We start from the raw sequence: 15695 nt of genomic DNA, 5'->3' as shown, positions 1-15695 counted from the left end.
TAAATCTGATGCTGTACTAGTGTTTTTATGCTGGCTCTGATTGTGAATGTGGTGGGTATTGTGCTGGCCGTGCTTGTTAATTTCCGGTACAGTACCGTTTTTCCATCAAGTCGCACATTATCCCCTAAAATCGCGCTTGATTCGGAGTAAGCCAACAATCGGGGATGAATGATCAGCAGGCTTATTCAGAATGCGTTATACTATGAAATATTGTAATGGTTCGACTTAAAACTGTTATTTAGGAGTGAGTTAGATATGGCAAAAATCGTTAAGGTAAAAGATGTTCTGATCGGTGAAGGAGCGCCTAAAATTTGCGTCCCGATGGTGGGAGAAACGTTGGAGCAACTAAAGGAAGAAGCTGCCCATTTGCGTACACTCGACCTGGATATCGTAGAGTGGAGAGTCGATTTTTACGAGCATGTAGAGGATTTGGGGAAGGTTAAGGAGGTCTTGCTTGAAATCCGGTCCATCTTGGCCAATATCCCGCTCGTCTTTACGTTTCGTAGTGCCCGGGAAGGCGGGGAAAAGGAAATCAGTACGGCGAGTTATGTGGAGTTGAATCGCATGGCAGCCGAAACGGGACAGGTAGATATCATTGATGTGGAGCTTTTTAATGACGAAGCCGATGTGAAGGTGCTGGTGGAAGCTGCGCATAAGCATAACGTATCCGTGATTATATCCAACCATGATTTCCAGAAGACGCCGCCAAAGGAGGAAATCGTATCTCGGTTGCGTAAGGCGCAGGAGCTAGGAGGCGATTTGCCTAAAATAGCGGTTATGCCGACAAGTACAGCCGATGTGCTGACCTTGCTGGATGCCACCCGTACCATGGCAGAGGAATATGCAGATCGGCCTATTATTACGATGTCAATGGCGGGAAAAGGTGTCGTGAGCCGTCTGACCGGAGAGCTGTTTGGTTCGGCTTTAACCTTTGGTGCCGCTAAGAAAGCTTCCGCGCCGGGGCAGATACCTGTCACTGAACTGAGAGAGATATTAACAGTGCTGCACAGTCATTCATAAAAGACACATGGTATTAATGCTGACAACCCAAGTGCCATCATCCAAAAAAAGGAAGGTCCACATGCAGTAAGCATGATGGAACCTTCCTTTTTGTAACTCTAATTCAATCCACGAGTAGACTCATACAGTTCCCAACCTAGATTTAGAGTTTGAATAATATAGTCTGCGACTTCTTCCGCATCCAGCTGATCTGTATCGATCTTGGAGTGATTTACGGCGTAAATGTCCTGTCTGGAACGGAAAAGAGCTTCGATTTCGTCCAAATTCTTGTTTTGCAGATTGGGACGGGTATCGATGAGCATCTTGAGTCGATCCTTCCAGGATTCCCAATTTAAATCTAAAAAGAAGACGATAGATGAAGCCAGGCAAGCCTGCTTAACCTCTTCTTGTAAAAAGGCACCGCCACCAACCGAGATGACTTTCAGGCAGGTATTGCTGCATAGTTTGAGAATATGATCTTTTTCAATCTCGCGGAATCTTTTTTCTCCATATGTTTTGAAAATTTCTGTTGTCGGCATGTTGTACTCTTGTTCAATCTCCTGATCAATATCCACAAAGTCCCGATACAGCTTGCGCGCGAGATGAGAACCTATCGTTGTTTTACCTACACCCATAAAGCCAATGAGCACAATATTCTGTTCTCTTAATGGAATCTCTCTCTTGTTTTGCACCATAACCACTCTTTTCTCACCAGTAATGTTGAGATGTAACGCTTCAAAGCGCTAAATACATAAATACATTATACGTTCATCAAACGTGTCATTCAATAGCATAGATCACTTTAGGAGAAAGGTACAAGATAAAAATGGTGTTCATCATCATATGGATGATATTGAACAGGTAAGGGGCTGTCCCACAGATCGTTTGGATCTGATGGACAAGCCGGGCTTCGTTCAGAACGAGTACTGTGATATGATCTTGCTATTACATTTTATACAAAAAAGTTGGGAAGCTATGAATCTATTTCATCCATATGTGAATGTTGACGGTACTTTGAATGATACGCAGGTGTGGAGGCGGGAAGTTTTATATACAGGTACAAATGGTCGGCAGGTTGAACGTTTTTACGTGTCACCTTCTGAGAGTTATGTGTTCAAGCCATTAACCAATGATGAGCAAGCAGGCCGGGAGAGATGGGTATATGAGCATGTGCTTGCTACGTTGCCACCCATCTATCCCCGATTGCTGGCCTGTTCTGGCGCAGGCACAGATGGCGGAGTGGAATGGATGATTTTTGAGGATATTGGTCCGTTGCATCATCTACACGAAGAACAAACGATGTTGCGGGCTGTTGGACTTGTAGCAGGGTGGCATGCTTTGCCACCGGATCGTTTTGCTGGAATGCCACTTCGAGGACCCAAGCCGCTCATTCAGGATTTGGTTTCTGAGTTGTACATGCGCAAGCTTGATGTGTTGAAGCTTTGCAGCTCGTTAGGGTTTCCTAAACAGCAGGTTCAGCGTATGTATGCACAGTTGGATCACTTCGCTTTTTCACCCAGCTTGTGTTGTCTCATGGTGATCTTCATCCGGGCAACTATGCGCTGAGTGGGGAGCGGCTAATGGTGCTGGATTGGGAGCATGCCCATTTGAACACACCGCTATGGGATGTGTATCATCTGATCGACATGTCCCACCCATTGTTTCCCCGGCGTATGACGTCCGACTTGCGAATTTGCTTGCTGGACAGGTATTTGGAGCAGCTGGAGCTGTTGGGAGCAGGACTGGAGCGAGGCGCATTTATGCAAGAATATGGCATGTTTGCTGTGGTATTTTCGCTGTGGATGCTGTTGTTAATTGAAAGTGATTTGCGAAGGATCGGAACGAAATTGCATATAAACGGTGATAAATGGTCAAAAGAGCAATTAGAAGCCCAACGGGGCGAGGCGTTAGCCTGTTTGAACCAATGCGCAGCGATGCTGGAATGGGGACAAGTCAGAAGGTGTGAATAAAGAGTTTGAGCTACAGCGTGTGTACAGATCGTAAACAAAGGTGGGGACATATATGAAAAAAGTCGGTTTGGTCATGAGAAAAATACAGTTTGCCGAAGCGCAGGGCCCGCGTATTTTTGCGGAACGTCTGAAGCAGATCGGGCTGGAGCTGGGCGTGGATATCGTATTTGTGTCACCGGAGCGCCATGTTAGCAGCCATGACTGGCTTCCCGGTTATGAGCATGAAAAGGGTGATCTTGTTAATTATGACGTGGTACTCGATCAGCTTCATGAGCAGCAGATTGAGGATGTTATTTATACGGTATCCGGCTTTACATATTTGAAAATGTTTTTTAAAAACAGCGTGCTTTTTCCGCACAGTTTTCCTGATCCGGCGCTTACAGGCTATGAGATGATGAAGCCTTTTTATCAGATCGTGGACAAGGCTATTGTGCAGACTGATTTTCTCAAGCAGGAGATGGCATCCAAATTTGGTGTAACGGATGTGACAGTTATCCCGATTGGGTTTAATGAGCGGCTGGTGGAAAAGCATTTTGACCCTTCGCAGGTCGTGGAGAATCGGGTGATGTGGATCGGAAGGGATGAAGAGAATCGGCGTCCTGATCTGGTATTGGAGTATGCGCGGCATAATCCCGACAAGGAAGTTTACATGGTGTTTGGCGGAGAACGCTATAAGGAAAGCATGAAGAAGTACGATATCCCTGACAATGTGAAGCTCCAATTTGCGTTGACGCAGGATGAGGTATTTGCGCTGATGAATACGGCCAAAGTATACTGGAGCTGCTCCAAATTCGACACGTTTGCGATGCCGCTGACCGAAGCGCTGGCTATGGGGAAAATCGTCGTGAAGCCTGAGCATCCTTGCTACGGACATATCAGCTCCACGCACTCTTTTTCGGGCAATGAGAAAAACTGGTTCGAGCTGGTCAATATGGCTACCGCCTCACCTCGTCGGGTTTCCACGGAAAATCAGTCGTATGCCATGGAGAAGTTTTCGAGCAGGGTGATGAAGCAGGGGTATCGGGACTTTTTTGAGAATTGGTTAAGCTGAGTGCGAGGCAGAATACTTCGGTTTCAACAGCGTTTAAGCGTCCAGAATTAGAGGATGATTTAAAAAGGGACTTTCGCTCAAGTGAACGAAAGTCCTTCCTTTTTAGGAATGTATCCCCGCTACGGCTTCAGAATCAGCCATTCTGCGGTCGATGACGTAGCTGACCAGCATGAGAAGCAGGCCACCGACAGTGATAAGAGATGCGATCCATGGGATGGCGGCAAGTCCCATCTGGTTAATGACGACCCCGCCGATAAAAGCGCCTCCTGCATTGCCCAGATTCAATGCGGAATGGCTGGAGGTAGAGGCGAGCAAAGGAGCCTCATAGGCCAGATTCATGATGCGAACCTGAATGCCGGGCATAATGCCGAACGCGGCAATGCCCCAGATAAAGACAGTGATGACGGCCAGCACCGGGCTTTGTAGCGTGAACGTCAGGATGGCCAAAATAATAGCCAGTATGGCATAATTTGCGATCAGCGACGGCAGCAGCTTCCAATCCGCGAGCTTGCCGCCGACGATGTTCCCGATGGTTACGCCAAGGCCAAACAGGACGAGAATCCACGTAATACTATGCTCGGCAAAGCCGCTAATGTCGGTCAGTAAAGGCGTAATGTACGTAAAGACGGTGAACAGACTACCGCAACCGACAGCACCTGTGAGCAGCATCAGCAGTACCTTCGGATTAAACAGGCTTCGGACTTCTTGTTTGAGACTGGAGGGCTTGTCCTGATGCATGACCGGAATGTACCGGATGATGCCAAAGAGGGAAATCAGGCCGATCACGACGATGGCTCCAAAGGAAGCACGCCATCCGAGCTGCTGTCCGATAAAGGTGCCAAAGGGCACGCCGATAATGTTGGCTACGGCCAGTCCGGTCAGCACCATAGAAATGGCACCAGCCCGCTTGTCAGGGCGAACCAGTCGGGCGGCGATCAGGGAGCCGGCTCCCAAAAAGGTTCCGTGCGATAGCGCGGTAGCCATACGGGCTGCAATCAGAAGCTCGTAGTTGGGAGCAATGACGGAAAAAAGATTGCCCAAAATGAATATAATCATCAGCAGGCATAACAGCTTTTTTTGCGGTACCTTGTGAGTTAATACGGTGAGCACAGGTGCGCCAATGGCCACACCAAGCGCGTAGCTGGTGATGAGCTGTCCGGCTTGCGGGATGGTGACATGAAGATCCTGGGCCACATTGGGCAGAAGCCCCATAATGACGAATTCGGTCATGCCGATGGCAAAGGCACCGAGCGTCAACCATAGCAAGGAGGGGGGAAAGCGATTGGCTGTCAAATTTTCTTGAGTACTCATAAATGTCTTGTATCCTCCTGAAAAATAGTAATGCGAGTATATCATTAGAAACCACATCTGGCGACCCATTTGCAAGAATTTTACATACTAAGCAGATAAGATTTATGTATTTTACAAAAGCGACAGGTATGAGCGGGTTAAATATGTTATTTTTATAGTATGGATCTATCCAAGGAGGATACAATGATGACGCTTAAAGTGGTACATAGCATTACAGATTTAATTGGAGATACGCCTTGTGTACGGCTTCAGCGATTAACCGGACCGCAGGATGCGGAAGTGTATGTGAAGCTGGAATACTTTAATCCCAGCGGCAGTGTTAAGGATCGGACGGCGGGCAATTTGATTGACGAGGCGGAAAAGGCTGGACACTTAAAGCCGGGTGGAACTATTATTGAGCCGACCAGCGGGAATACGGGGATTGGCTTAGCGATGAATGCGGCTGCCCGAGGCTACCGTGCGATTTTGGTGATGCCGTCGAATATGACGAGGGAACGAATCAATATTTTAAAAGCATACGGGGCTGAGGTCGTGCTGACACCAGCGGAGGAACGGATGTCAGGAGCGATTCGCAAGGCGCTGGAGCTAGGGGCTGAGATCGAAGGGAGCTTTATCCCGCATCAATTTGAAAACGAGGCCAACCCGGATATCCACCGTACAACGACTGCAATTGAAATTTTGGAGCAGACAGAAGGCAAGCTGGACGTGTTCGTCGCTTCTTCGGGAACAGGCGGTACGATTACGGGAACGGGGGAGGTGCTGCGCCAGCATTTGCCGAATCTGCGGGTTGTCGTGGTAGAGCCGAAGGGCTCGCCCGTGCTATCAGGAGGCAAGCCTGGTCCGCATAAGCTGGTTGGTACTAGCCCGGGATTCGTTCCTGCTGTACTGAATACGGATATTTATGACGAAATCATACAGGTTTCGGATGAGGATGCGATTGCGATGACACGGGCCATTGCTGCTCAGGAGGGAATTCTCGTCGGACCTTCCAGCGGAGCTACAATATGGACGGCAGTTCAGGAAGCTCGGCGCTTGGGACCGGGCAAACGGGTGCTTTGTATTGCCCCGGATACAGGAGAGCGATATTTGAGTATGGGTATTTTCGGATAAAAAGAGTGAAGGAGGAGCAACATGAAAATTATGCCTTTACAGAAACGCAACATTTCGAATAGCCGTCTGGTGCTTGGCTGTATGCCTTTTGGCGGGGAATGGGATCGTACGCCGTATACACAGGAGCATGTAGTTGAAGCAGAAAGAGCGGTGGAAGCCGCACGTTCCATTGGCATTACGATGTTTGATCATGCAGATATCTATCGAGCAGGGAAAGCGGAAGAGATTTTCGGTCGAATTTTGAAGGGACAACCCGGCTTGCGCGAGCAGATCGTGATTCAGTCCAAATGCGGTATTTGTCTTCCGGATGGTACGCTCCCGACCCGTTTTGATTTTTCATATGCTCATATTATGGAGTCTGTGGATGGTATTCTGAAGCGTCTGGGTACCGAATATTTGGACATCCTGCTGCTGCACCGTCCCGATCCGTTGGTAGAGCCGGAAGAAGTGGCGGAGGCGTTCAGCAAGCTCAAGGCATCCGGCAAAGTACGGCATTTTGGCGTTTCCAATATGAATGTAAGCCAAATTCAGTTTTTGGAGCGCAGCTTAGCCGGCCCGCTGGTGGCTAATCAATTGGAGATGAGCCTAGCGCATCTTCATTTTGTAGATCAGACGGTGCATGTGAATCAGCAGGCCGGGACGCATGTTCATTTTGGCGAAGGCTTGCTGGAATACTGCCAAACGGAGGATATTCAGCTTCAAGCGTGGGGGCCACTGGCACAGGGGCGTTTTAGCGGTGGTTCTTTGGAAGGGCAGCCGGAGCATATACGCCAAACAGCAGAGCTGGTGCAAAAGCTGGCTGCTGAAAAGGAAACGACACGCGAGGCCATCGTTCTTGGCTGGCTTATGAAGCATCTGGCGCGGATTCAGCCCGTCATTGGCAGCGCTAATCCTGAACGGATCAAGGCGTGTCAGGATGCGGAGCGACAGAGCGAGCTAATGACCCGCGACGAATGGTATACTTTATATGTGAGTGCACGGGGACAAGCTTTACCGTAACCTGGCGAGTGCTTTTCAGCTGGTTACAGCAGACATTTTTTTGGAAAAAAGTATGATTTCGCAGTGCAAATCGTAATTGAATAGGCCTGCCTTTTGTCTAATGGACAGAGTGCGGGCCTTTTTTCGTAGGATTATTAAGCATTTTTCCAGTGGCTAATCCTCTTCGTATCTGGCAAGTGCCCTGGCGGTTGTTTCCTTCATTCGGGAAATGATCCGGGAGCCTTGGACGACCTTGACGCGTTTGCCGAGAAAGCGGATTTTGGACAGTACGTATTCACATTCGTCTGTCTGAAAAGTGAGCGTAATACGATAGGTATCCACATCCTGAACATACTCCACCTCTTTCTCAAAGCAGGAAAAGGCATATAAAATACGGGATAATTCCCCGTTGTACACAGGTATAATTTCGATAATGCCCTGTTCCTTGCGTGACTCCAGAATACCGAGTATGCGTTGGGTGAATTTCTCGGTCTCTTCAGGTGGAATTTCCTCTTCGGTGATGGTTACGATGTTAGGCAGCTTGGTGGACATCAGCGCACGGTGCCTGCGATTGTACCAAAGCAGGCTCCATTCCTTTTTGACCATGGAAAATTCCAGTTTATACGGAAAGCCGGACATACGCTCATGAACACGCCCGTTGCGCATTCTGTAGCTCATACAGATACCTGAGCGTGACCGCAGGATGGGACGCAATATACGCAGGAGCGGATGATAAACCGGGGAGGCAGGAATGCCGGCCTTTTCCCTCAAGCTGCCATCGACCTCCAACGGCTCGTCATCTGCGAGCATCAGCCGAAGCTTATCGAGCGTAGACGGGGTAAAAGCTTCTGTCGCCGACGGATCTGCCAGCATGGACTGGAGCCAGATTCTTTCCTGCGATGTGGTAGCAAAAGCGCCCGATTCATCCAGCCGCGAGACGATTTGGTAGTTAAATATTTTCTCGAATAGGCTCATAATAGGCTTGAAGCTCCTTCCATTCCTGCTTGAATTCCTGACGCAGCCGCTTGGGTTCCAACACTTCACAGCTTGATCCAAAGCTGCGCAGCCACGGTTTAATCTCGGTGATTCCGTTCACTGTAATTTCATAGATAAAGGATTCACTTTCTTCCTCCGTGATCGTTCCCCATTGTCCCTGCAACAGCACGCGTTCCCGAATAAAGTTGCGTTTGGCACCTTCGGGATTGAAAAAACGTACCTGCACCTTCACGGTGCGCCCGGTATCCACAAGCCAGCTATACCGCGTTCTTTCTTCCAACACGACCAGCAGGTCGGCAAAACGCTTCTCCGACACGGGTTCGCCCTCCGCCAACTGTGTCATGCCCTCCATGCGAAACTTCATGATCCCTTTGCCGTCCACCTGACCCAGTACATACCAACGTCCATATTGATGATCATAGATGACTTGCAAGGGAAGAATGGTGTGCTCACGGCCTTCGGTTTCTTTTTCAAACAGCGGATTCGTGTTCTGTGACCCATACATGCTTCGTTTGGCCGCCGAAAAGTACAAAAAAGTCACACAGCGACGTTGCCGAATGGCGTGAAGAAGCGGATGAATATGGGCCTCATCCAGAATGCGTGAGTAATAGTGGTATTTGTATAAAAAAGGTTCCACCATTTCCTGATCTCCGGCTTGACGACGCATGGCTTTTTTTAAAAGATCGCGCAGCAGATATCCCTGTACAGAGGGGAGGTGCGTATTCGCCATAATGTCCACAAAGTCATACAGGTCCAGTAATTCCTCGTCCGTCAGTCCAGTGACCAGATCATTGCGAACAGCATAGCGGTAAGGTCTGCCGCCGGGCTCCTTGCGAACCACGCCGACTTCGACCAGATATTTCAGGTCCGAACGGATCGTTTTCTCATCCGGTAGCGTACTGTCGGGAGGCAGCCCATCGCAGCAGGCATCCAGCAGTTCCATGGTGGTTAGCGGTTGTGACTGTAGCGCTGTCAACAGAAGGGCTAGGCGGACGCTTTCCGACTCCTTGAGCGATTTGGCCCGAAACAGGAATAGCAGTAGTGGATCAGCGGATTCATAGTAGTTGAAGCGCAGCATTTCATTGAAGTCATGTCCCTGCTCCGCTGGTAACTGCTGCTGCACGGATTGAACGATTTCTTTGAGACGCCGGATCGTTTTATCAAAGGTATGTACGGAAATGCCCAGTCTGTCTGCAAATTGCTGCCGATTATAAGCGCCGCTCGTCAGTGTCAGCATGCGCAGAAATTGAATTTCTTTATCAAAGCTCTCTCTCGCCATGGCGGATTCCCCGTTTCTGTTGCCGTTCTCCGAAAATAAGTATCCCTTTATTCTAACAGGGAAGAGATGCAGGAAAAAGGGAATTTATTCATCCTTGTAATACTTTCGCCATGTTCGCGGCAAGCAAAATATAGGATGATATAAATACCAAGTAGAATCCGTCAGCCAAGACGGGGCGTAGAATGAATGTGGAGCATTCAGGAAATATCAAGATATAAAAGCGGTGGTTAGGGAGGGAATAGCATGACAGATATAAAACATGGACGGAATTCAATCAGACCGGAAATGCGTGAAACGATATTGCAGGAGCTGCGTGCTTTGGAGCAGGAGGAGCAGGTGCGTATTGTATATGCCTGTGAATCAGGCAGTCGGGCGTGGGGATTTCCTTCACAGGATAGTGACTACGATGTGCGTTTTATTTATGTAAGGCCGGTGGAGTGGTATTTGTCCATTTTTGATAAACGGGATGTGATTGAGCGTCCAATCAGCGATTTGCTGGATATCAACGGCTGGGACTTGAAAAAGTCGCTCAATCTGTTTCGCAAGTCCAATCCGCCTTTACTGGAATGGCTGCAATCCCCGATTCCCTATCTGGAGCCATATTCAGTGGCAGAACAGATTCGCGCTATATCGCCGTTAACTTTTTCGCCTAAGTCCTGTATGTATCATTATCTGAATATGGCGCGAGGAAACTATCGGGATTATTTGCAAGGAGAACAGGTGAAGATTAAAAAGTATTTTTATGTGCTGCGCCCGTTGCTGGCGTGTGGCTGGATTGAACGCTATAACAGTATGCCTCCGATGGAATTCGAAGACTTGCTGGAGGAATTAATTCCGGCAGATACAGAGCTTTATCAGGTGATCGGACATTTGCTGCAACGTAAAAAAGCGGGCGAGGAACTGGATATTGAGCCACAGCTTTCTGTGGTCAATGATTATATCCAGCAGCAAATAGCTTATTTTGAACAAAAGGCGCCTTTGCTCCAGCATATGGAGGGTGGACGTGATCAGCAACTGGATGATTTGTTCCGCGCTGCGGTGAAGGAAGTATGGCAAGCCGGATTGTAGGATTGTCAAAGCAATAGATGTGGTGTACATTATAGTGAATTAAAAAGCATTGTCGGGAGCTTGAGAAAGTCAGGCTGAGAGGGTGGCCCTTGCCATCGACCGTGAAATCTGATCTGGGTAATGCCAGCGTAGAGAAACCTAGAACACTATACAGGAATGCCGCTTGTTTTGCGGTTGTCGATAGATTCGGTTCATATCTTATAATCAAGCTAGACGGCTGCGCTTAGGCTATTGGTTGTATGAGGTATATCGACGAATGATGTTTTGTATGGTGATCCACCTTTTACTGCGCATAAAGCTTGCCTGGAGATTCAGCTCCGGACAAGCTTTTTTTCATGGCCACGAGGCCCATTTTAAGGGAAAAGGGGAGTACATCATCATGAATACTGCTGTACAAGCGTCTAAAGGATTGAAGCTGACGGATATTTTGGTCACGATTGTGATCGCCGTTGTGTTTGGGTTGGTCTATAAAATATGGGGGCCTGCGTATGATCTGGTGAAACCGCTTGGGCTGAACGCCGAGCAATTGATGTATGGCATGTGGTTTATGGCGGGCACATTCGCATATCTTATTATCCGCAAGCCGGGAGTTGCGATTTTGGCAGAGGTGGCAGCGGCAACGGTCAGTGCTTTTTTGGGAAGTGAATGGGGGATGTCCACCTTGTACTACGGCTTGCTGCAAGGTTTGGGAGCAGAGCTGTTCTTTGCGGCTTTTCTGTATCGGAACGCCAACCTGTGGGTCACTTCGCTGGCTGCGGCTGGATCGGCTATAGCCTCCCTGATTTTGGACCTCAATTACGGGTATATTGATCAGCTTTCGACCTGGAACTATGTTTTGTATGTCGGATTCCGCTTGATTGGCAGTATTGTGATTGCCGGGGTGTTCGCGTTCTATCTGGCTAAGGCGCTGGAAGTCACCGGGGTGACACGCACCTTGAGACCTGCAACGGAACAGGACTATAAGGGGCTGGACTAATGAGCTGGGTAGCCGAAGATGTGGTGGCGTCGGTCACCCGTCTTCGTTTGAAATTTCCCGGTGAGCAGGAGCTGCTTTTTCACAACATGTCTGTATCCGTCCACAAAGGGGAAAAGCTGCTGCTGCTCGGACCGAGTGGATGCGGTAAATCAACGCTGCTCCAGGTGCTGAGTGGTCTGATTCCGCGCACGATAGAAATGCCGATGAAATGTGATGCTGCTGTCATTCCGGAGTGTGCGGGTGTCGTATTCCAAGATCCCGATACGCAGTTTTGTATGTCGTATGCGGACGAGGAGCTGGCTTTTGTATTGGAAAATAATCAGGTTCCCCGTGAGCAAATGCCGTCTCGTATCCGCAAGCTGCTGACGCAGGTCGGTCTTTCAACGGATGAGATACATATGCCGATTGGCAGCATGTCTCAGGGCATGAAGCAACGGCTGGCGATTGCGTCAGTGCTGGCGATGGAGCCGGAGATGCTTTTTCTGGATGAGCCGACGGCTTTGCTGGATGAAGAAGGCACCGCACAGGTGTGGGATACGATTCGCCGCATTTCAGCAGATCAGACGCTAGTGATTGTGGAGCATAAAATAAATGAAATTGTCCATGATGTGGATCGGATTGTGGTGCTTTCTGCTCAAGGGGAAATCATGGCAGACGGAACTGCGGAAGAGGTATTTCATGTGCATCGGCAGGCGTTATCTGATTACGGTGTATGGTATCCGGGCGTATGGAATGAGGCATCTTCACCACGTTGGAGTGAACAAGAGGCACAGGGACACATCTTCTGTGAACTGAATGAGTTAAATATTTCTCATCAGGTAGAAGAGGCGGCTGCGGGTACTCCTATACTGGAGCTGGAGCATTTTAGCGGCCTTCGGGGTTCGAGCCCGGTCATTCATGTGGAGAAAGCACAGGTGAAGCCGGGGGACTGGATTGGTGTGATCGGTGAAAATGGGGCTGGTAAAAGCTCGCTGCTGCTCTCCATGATGCGCTTAATCCGAACGCAGGGCAGCTACAGTGTGGACGGAAAAGAGGCGGGCGGTACGGAACAGCTGGCAGAGCGTATCGCGTTCGTGTTTCAAAATCCGGAGCTGCAATTCGTAGCGCATACCGTACGGAAGGAACTGGAGTATTCGTTGCCGGAGAGCTTGTTTACGGATAAACAGCGCCGGGAGCGAGTGGATCGAATACTCTTACAGTTCGGGCTGGAACGGCTGGATGAACGTCATCCGTATCAGCTTTCGTTGGGGCAAAAAAGGCGGCTGAGCATTGCCACAGCTATGATCCGTGAGCCAGCCGTGCTACTGCTGGATGAGCCGACCTTTGGGCAGGACGCCCGCAATACCTTTGTCATGCTGGACATGCTGGAGCAGCTTAGAGCGGCGGGCACGGCGATTGTGATGGTCACGCATGACCCGGAAATTGTCCGTCGATATTGCACGGATATATGGCGGATACAGAAGGGGGAACTGCGGCATGAACCTGTCTTTTCCCCATCATGAAACATGGCTTCACCGGGTTAATCCGGGATTAAAGCTTGTAATGTTTTCCTTGTTGTTCGTGGTCGTCATTCTGATTCACAATCCGAACGTGATGTTCAATGTAGCGTGCGCTATGCTGCTGTTGCTCGTCTGGTCAGGCCATCCGTGGAAGCGACTGCTGCTGTATGGTTCTCCCTTTATACTGGTGTTTATTTCAACCTCCACAGGCATGATGATGTTCGGCAAAGGGGTGACGACCTGGTGGACATGGGGCCTGATCCATATTACGCAGGAAAGCTTTTATCGGGGAATGCATCTTGGATTTCGTGCACTGAGTATGGCGGCGGCAGGATTATTATTTGGTTTGACGACACGCCCGGTAAACCTGTTTTATTCGCTGATGCAGCAATGGAGGCTTCCTCCGAAATATGCGTACAGCTTTTTGGCGGCGATGCGGATGATGCCAATGATGCTGGAGGAATTCCAAACGTTGAGACATGCCCACCGCATTCGGGGTGTACATCAGCATGTGTCCAAATGGAATATGTATGCTACGCTCCGCAGATATGCGATTCCGCTGCTGGCTCAAAGCATCCGGCGCGCCCAGCGAATTGCTATTGCCATGGAGGCCAAGGGGTTTGCCAATGAAACCAAGCGCACGTACTATTATGCGATCCATTATTCGGCTGTAGATAGTGTGTTTATTTGCTATTTTGTGGTGATGCTTACGCTGGCTTGGGGGCTCGGTATCCGCTTTCCTTATGTGGGCGTGTGGGATGTGCGCTAATTTGCTGTCAAAAGGCTTTGCCCGATTTCTGCTCTGTGTTATATTAATGCAATGGGAATTGACGGCTCGTACAGACCTGACTGGGCTGGCGGGCCTATTACATTTTCCCTGAGAAATGGATCATCAGGAGGCCAGTTTCATGATTATGCTGCATCAGGTAAGCAAGCATTATACGACCTCAAGCGGCCCATTTCAAGCGGTTCAATCCGTGTCCCTTCAAGTGGAGGAAGGGGAAATTCACGGTATCATAGGTGCCAGCGGTGCCGGTAAGTCAACGTTGCTTCGGCTGATGAATGTATTGGAACAGCCGGATGAGGGAAATGTGGTTGTAAATGGAGACGAGCTGACCCGCATGCCGGAAAAACGTCTCCGTGAAGCGCGGCGATCCATCGGGATGATTTTTCAGCATTATCATCTCGTCCACAACCGTACGGTTAGTGGCAATGTGGCAATGCCGCTGGAGCTGGCAGGCGTCCCGAAAAAAGAGAGAGCAGCACGTGTGCGCGAATGCCTGCAATTCGTCGGTTTAGCTGACAAAGCAGAGCAGTATCCAGCACAACTGAGCGGAGGCCAGAAGCAACGTGTGGCGATTGCCAGAGCGCTGGCGAATCGACCTGCGGTGCTGCTTTGTGATGAGCCGACCTCAGCGCTTGATCCGCAGACAACGGCGGATATTCTAGGCGTGTTGCAGGAGATCAACCGTGAACTGGGGGTTACGATTGTGATCGTAACGCACGATATGGACGTGGTGCGGAGCATTTGTAGCCGCGTTTCGGAGATGCGGGATGGGCGACTGCTCTCAACGCAGCCTGTAGGCGGTCCATCGGACAGTTCAAAAGCGGGAGAAGGTGAAGCCTGTGAATGAAACGTTGAGCATTATTGTGCAGTATCAGTCCGAGATATGGAAGGCCATCGGAGAGACGTTCATCATGGTGGGTATTTCTATCGCAGCAGCCGTGCTGCTGGGGCTTCCGGCAGGAACGATGTTGTATTTGTGCGGCAAGGGGCAAAAATATGAAAATCGGCTGTTGTTCACCATACTCAACAGTCTGGTCAATGTGATTCGCTCGTTCCCGTTCTTGTTGCTGGTCGTGTTTATGATTCCATTTACACGTCTCGTCGTGGGTACGGCACTGGGTACGATGGCGGCTACGGTTCCCATGTCAGTGGTAGCCATTGCCTACTATTCAAGGCTGGTGGAGCAGTCACTGCTGGATGTACCCAAGGGTGTAATCGAAGCTGCTACTTCTATGGGAGCGTCTACCCTCCAGCTTATTTTTAAATTTTTGTACGTGGAAGCCCGTTCCGGGCTTGTACTTGGCTTGACCACGTCCACCATCAGCTTCATTTCCTACTCCACGGTGATGGGCATTGTGGGCGGCGGCGGCGTGGGCGATTTCGCCATTCGCTACGGTTACCAGCGTTTTGAAACCGGGTTGATGGCGTTCACCATCGTTGTCATGATTATTTTAGTGCAAACAATCCAGTTCACCGGAAGCACCATTTCCCGCCGGATCGACAAGCGATAGTATATTGTAGCTTGCTACGTTAAGACGGATGCTTTATTGAAATACACTTGCACCACCCACTATGGGAAATGAGAATGACTTTACAGTGCCTCAAAAGCGGAGCGGGCAGAATTGTTCTAAAGAAGCGTTAGCGTTCGCCTTTACCCCCGGATTTTTACCT

The 15695-nt window shown here is 49.5% G+C and carries 16 protein-coding genes; 12 read left to right on the top strand and 4 right to left on the bottom strand.

The window, feature by feature from the left end; all coding sequences use genetic code 11:
* Positions 1-255: 255 nt before the first annotated feature.
* Positions 256-1020 carry a type I 3-dehydroquinate dehydratase gene (gene aroD / locus ACIFQM_RS10130; RefSeq protein WP_430042331.1) on the top strand — a complete coding sequence of 255 codons (765 nt, stop codon included), beginning with the start codon at positions 256-258 and terminating at the stop codon, positions 1018-1020.
* A 98-nt stretch (positions 1021-1118) separates the two neighbouring features.
* Here aroD and ACIFQM_RS10125 read toward each other — a convergent pair whose 3' ends face one another.
* Positions 1119-1691, bottom strand: a complete 573-nt coding sequence (locus tag ACIFQM_RS10125) for a shikimate kinase (protein WP_430042488.1) — start codon at positions 1689-1691, stop codon at positions 1119-1121.
* Between the two features lie 151 nt (positions 1692-1842).
* Between ACIFQM_RS10125 and ACIFQM_RS10120 the strand changes: the two genes are divergently transcribed.
* The 3 genes from ACIFQM_RS10120 to ACIFQM_RS10110 are packed head-to-tail and all read left to right on the top strand — an operon-like array spanning position 1843 to position 4020.
* Positions 1843-2565 (top strand): hypothetical protein, encoded by a 723-nt coding sequence (locus ACIFQM_RS10120; RefSeq protein WP_430042333.1) that lies wholly within the window; start codon positions 1843-1845, stop codon positions 2563-2565.
* Between the two features lie 14 nt (positions 2566-2579).
* The gene (locus ACIFQM_RS10115) at positions 2580-2969 is read left to right on the top strand and encodes a hypothetical protein (protein WP_430065411.1); all 390 of its coding nucleotides are present in this window, start codon (positions 2580-2582) and stop codon (positions 2967-2969) included.
* 52 nt (positions 2970-3021) lie between these two features.
* Positions 3022-4020, top strand: a complete 999-nt coding sequence (locus ACIFQM_RS10110; protein ID WP_430042337.1) for a glycosyltransferase — start codon at positions 3022-3024, stop codon at positions 4018-4020.
* 102 nt (positions 4021-4122) lie between these two features.
* Here the strand turns inward: ACIFQM_RS10110 and ACIFQM_RS10105 are convergent, their stop codons facing one another.
* Positions 4123-5331 carry an MFS transporter gene (locus tag ACIFQM_RS10105; protein ID WP_430042339.1) on the bottom strand — a complete coding sequence of 403 codons (1209 nt, stop codon included), beginning with the start codon at positions 5329-5331 and terminating at the stop codon, positions 4123-4125.
* Positions 5332-5517: 186 nt separating this feature from the next.
* On the opposite strand from ACIFQM_RS10105, the gene cysK reads away from it, so the two are divergent.
* Together cysK and ACIFQM_RS10095 are read left to right on the top strand one after the other, a co-directional pair.
* Positions 5518-6441: a cysteine synthase A gene (cysK, locus tag ACIFQM_RS10100; protein WP_430042342.1), complete on the top strand. Its 924-nt coding sequence runs from the start codon at positions 5518-5520 to the stop codon at positions 6439-6441.
* Positions 6442-6462: 21 nt separating this feature from the next.
* Positions 6463-7440, top strand: coding sequence for an aldo/keto reductase (locus ACIFQM_RS10095; protein ID WP_430042344.1), 978 nt, complete (start codon positions 6463-6465; stop codon positions 7438-7440).
* 153 nt (positions 7441-7593) lie between these two features.
* Here the strand turns inward: ACIFQM_RS10095 and ACIFQM_RS10090 are convergent, their stop codons facing one another.
* Positions 7594-8394, bottom strand: a complete 801-nt coding sequence (locus ACIFQM_RS10090; protein ID WP_430042346.1) for a WYL domain-containing protein — start codon at positions 8392-8394, stop codon at positions 7594-7596.
* On the bottom strand, positions 8369-9694 hold the full coding sequence (locus ACIFQM_RS10085; RefSeq protein ID WP_430042347.1) for a helix-turn-helix transcriptional regulator: 1326 nt from the start codon (positions 9692-9694) through the stop codon (positions 8369-8371). The genes ACIFQM_RS10090 and ACIFQM_RS10085 overlap by 26 nt, the downstream gene beginning before the upstream one ends.
* 243 nt (positions 9695-9937) lie before the next feature.
* On the opposite strand from ACIFQM_RS10085, the gene ACIFQM_RS10080 reads away from it, so the two are divergent.
* The 6 genes from ACIFQM_RS10080 to ACIFQM_RS10055 all read left to right on the top strand — a co-directional run bounded on the left by ACIFQM_RS10080 (position 9938) and on the right by ACIFQM_RS10055 (position 15535).
* Positions 9938-10762 (top strand): nucleotidyltransferase domain-containing protein, encoded by an 825-nt coding sequence (locus ACIFQM_RS10080; RefSeq protein ID WP_430042349.1) that lies wholly within the window; start codon positions 9938-9940, stop codon positions 10760-10762.
* A gap of 379 nt (positions 10763-11141) precedes the next feature.
* A complete protein-coding gene (locus ACIFQM_RS10075) occupies positions 11142-11738 on the top strand; it encodes an ECF transporter S component (RefSeq protein ID WP_430042351.1) in 597 nt (198 codons plus the stop codon).
* Positions 11738-13240 carry an ABC transporter ATP-binding protein gene (locus tag ACIFQM_RS10070; protein ID WP_430042353.1) on the top strand — a complete coding sequence of 501 codons (1503 nt, stop codon included), beginning with the start codon at positions 11738-11740 and terminating at the stop codon, positions 13238-13240. The genes ACIFQM_RS10075 and ACIFQM_RS10070 overlap by 1 nt, the downstream gene beginning before the upstream one ends.
* Positions 13215-14006 carry an energy-coupling factor transporter transmembrane component T family protein gene (locus ACIFQM_RS10065; protein ID WP_430042355.1) on the top strand — a complete coding sequence of 264 codons (792 nt, stop codon included), beginning with the start codon at positions 13215-13217 and terminating at the stop codon, positions 14004-14006. The genes ACIFQM_RS10070 and ACIFQM_RS10065 overlap by 26 nt, the downstream gene beginning before the upstream one ends.
* A gap of 139 nt (positions 14007-14145) precedes the next feature.
* Complete coding sequence (locus ACIFQM_RS10060; RefSeq protein WP_430042356.1) at positions 14146-14871, top strand: methionine ABC transporter ATP-binding protein; 726 nt, start codon at positions 14146-14148, stop codon at positions 14869-14871.
* Complete coding sequence (locus tag ACIFQM_RS10055; protein WP_430042358.1) at positions 14864-15535, top strand: methionine ABC transporter permease; 672 nt, start codon at positions 14864-14866, stop codon at positions 15533-15535. The genes ACIFQM_RS10060 and ACIFQM_RS10055 overlap by 8 nt, the downstream gene beginning before the upstream one ends.
* Positions 15536-15695 lie beyond the last annotated feature (160 nt).

It is taken from the genome of Paenibacillus sp. NRS-1782, from assembly GCF_050467685.1.
Classification (GTDB): Bacteria; Bacillota; Bacilli; order Paenibacillales; family Paenibacillaceae; genus Paenibacillus; species Paenibacillus terrae_A.
Note: the sequence above shows the minus strand (reverse complement) of the source record. Positions and strands in the feature narration are given on the sequence as shown.

Bases quoted from the DNA above. Each gene is read 5' to 3' on its own strand.
- aroD (WP_430042331.1), top strand. From the start codon at position 256: ATGGCAAAAATCGTTAAGGTAAAAGATGTTCTGATCGGTGAAGGAGCG.
- ACIFQM_RS10120 (WP_430042333.1), top strand. From the start codon at position 1,843: ATGGATGATATTGAACAGGTAAGGGGCTGTCCCACAGATCGTTTGGAT.
- ACIFQM_RS10115 (WP_430065411.1), top strand. From the start codon at position 2,580: ATGGTGCTGGATTGGGAGCATGCCCATTTGAACACACCGCTATGGGAT.
- ACIFQM_RS10110 (WP_430042337.1), top strand. From the start codon at position 3,022: ATGAAAAAAGTCGGTTTGGTCATGAGAAAAATACAGTTTGCCGAAGCG.
- ACIFQM_RS10105 (WP_430042339.1), bottom strand. From the start codon at position 5,331: ATGAGTACTCAAGAAAATTTGACAGCCAATCGCTTTCCCCCCTCCTTG.
- cysK (WP_430042342.1), top strand. From the start codon at position 5,518: ATGACGCTTAAAGTGGTACATAGCATTACAGATTTAATTGGAGATACG.
- ACIFQM_RS10095 (WP_430042344.1), top strand. From the start codon at position 6,463: ATGAAAATTATGCCTTTACAGAAACGCAACATTTCGAATAGCCGTCTG.
- ACIFQM_RS10090 (WP_430042346.1), bottom strand. From the start codon at position 8,394: ATGAGCCTATTCGAGAAAATATTTAACTACCAAATCGTCTCGCGGCTG.
- ACIFQM_RS10085 (WP_430042347.1), bottom strand. From the start codon at position 9,694: ATGGCGAGAGAGAGCTTTGATAAAGAAATTCAATTTCTGCGCATGCTG.
- ACIFQM_RS10080 (WP_430042349.1), top strand. From the start codon at position 9,938: ATGACAGATATAAAACATGGACGGAATTCAATCAGACCGGAAATGCGT.
- ACIFQM_RS10075 (WP_430042351.1), top strand. From the start codon at position 11,142: ATGAATACTGCTGTACAAGCGTCTAAAGGATTGAAGCTGACGGATATT.
- ACIFQM_RS10070 (WP_430042353.1), top strand. From the start codon at position 11,738: ATGAGCTGGGTAGCCGAAGATGTGGTGGCGTCGGTCACCCGTCTTCGT.
- ACIFQM_RS10065 (WP_430042355.1), top strand. From the start codon at position 13,215: ATGAACCTGTCTTTTCCCCATCATGAAACATGGCTTCACCGGGTTAAT.
- ACIFQM_RS10060 (WP_430042356.1), top strand. From the start codon at position 14,146: ATGATTATGCTGCATCAGGTAAGCAAGCATTATACGACCTCAAGCGGC.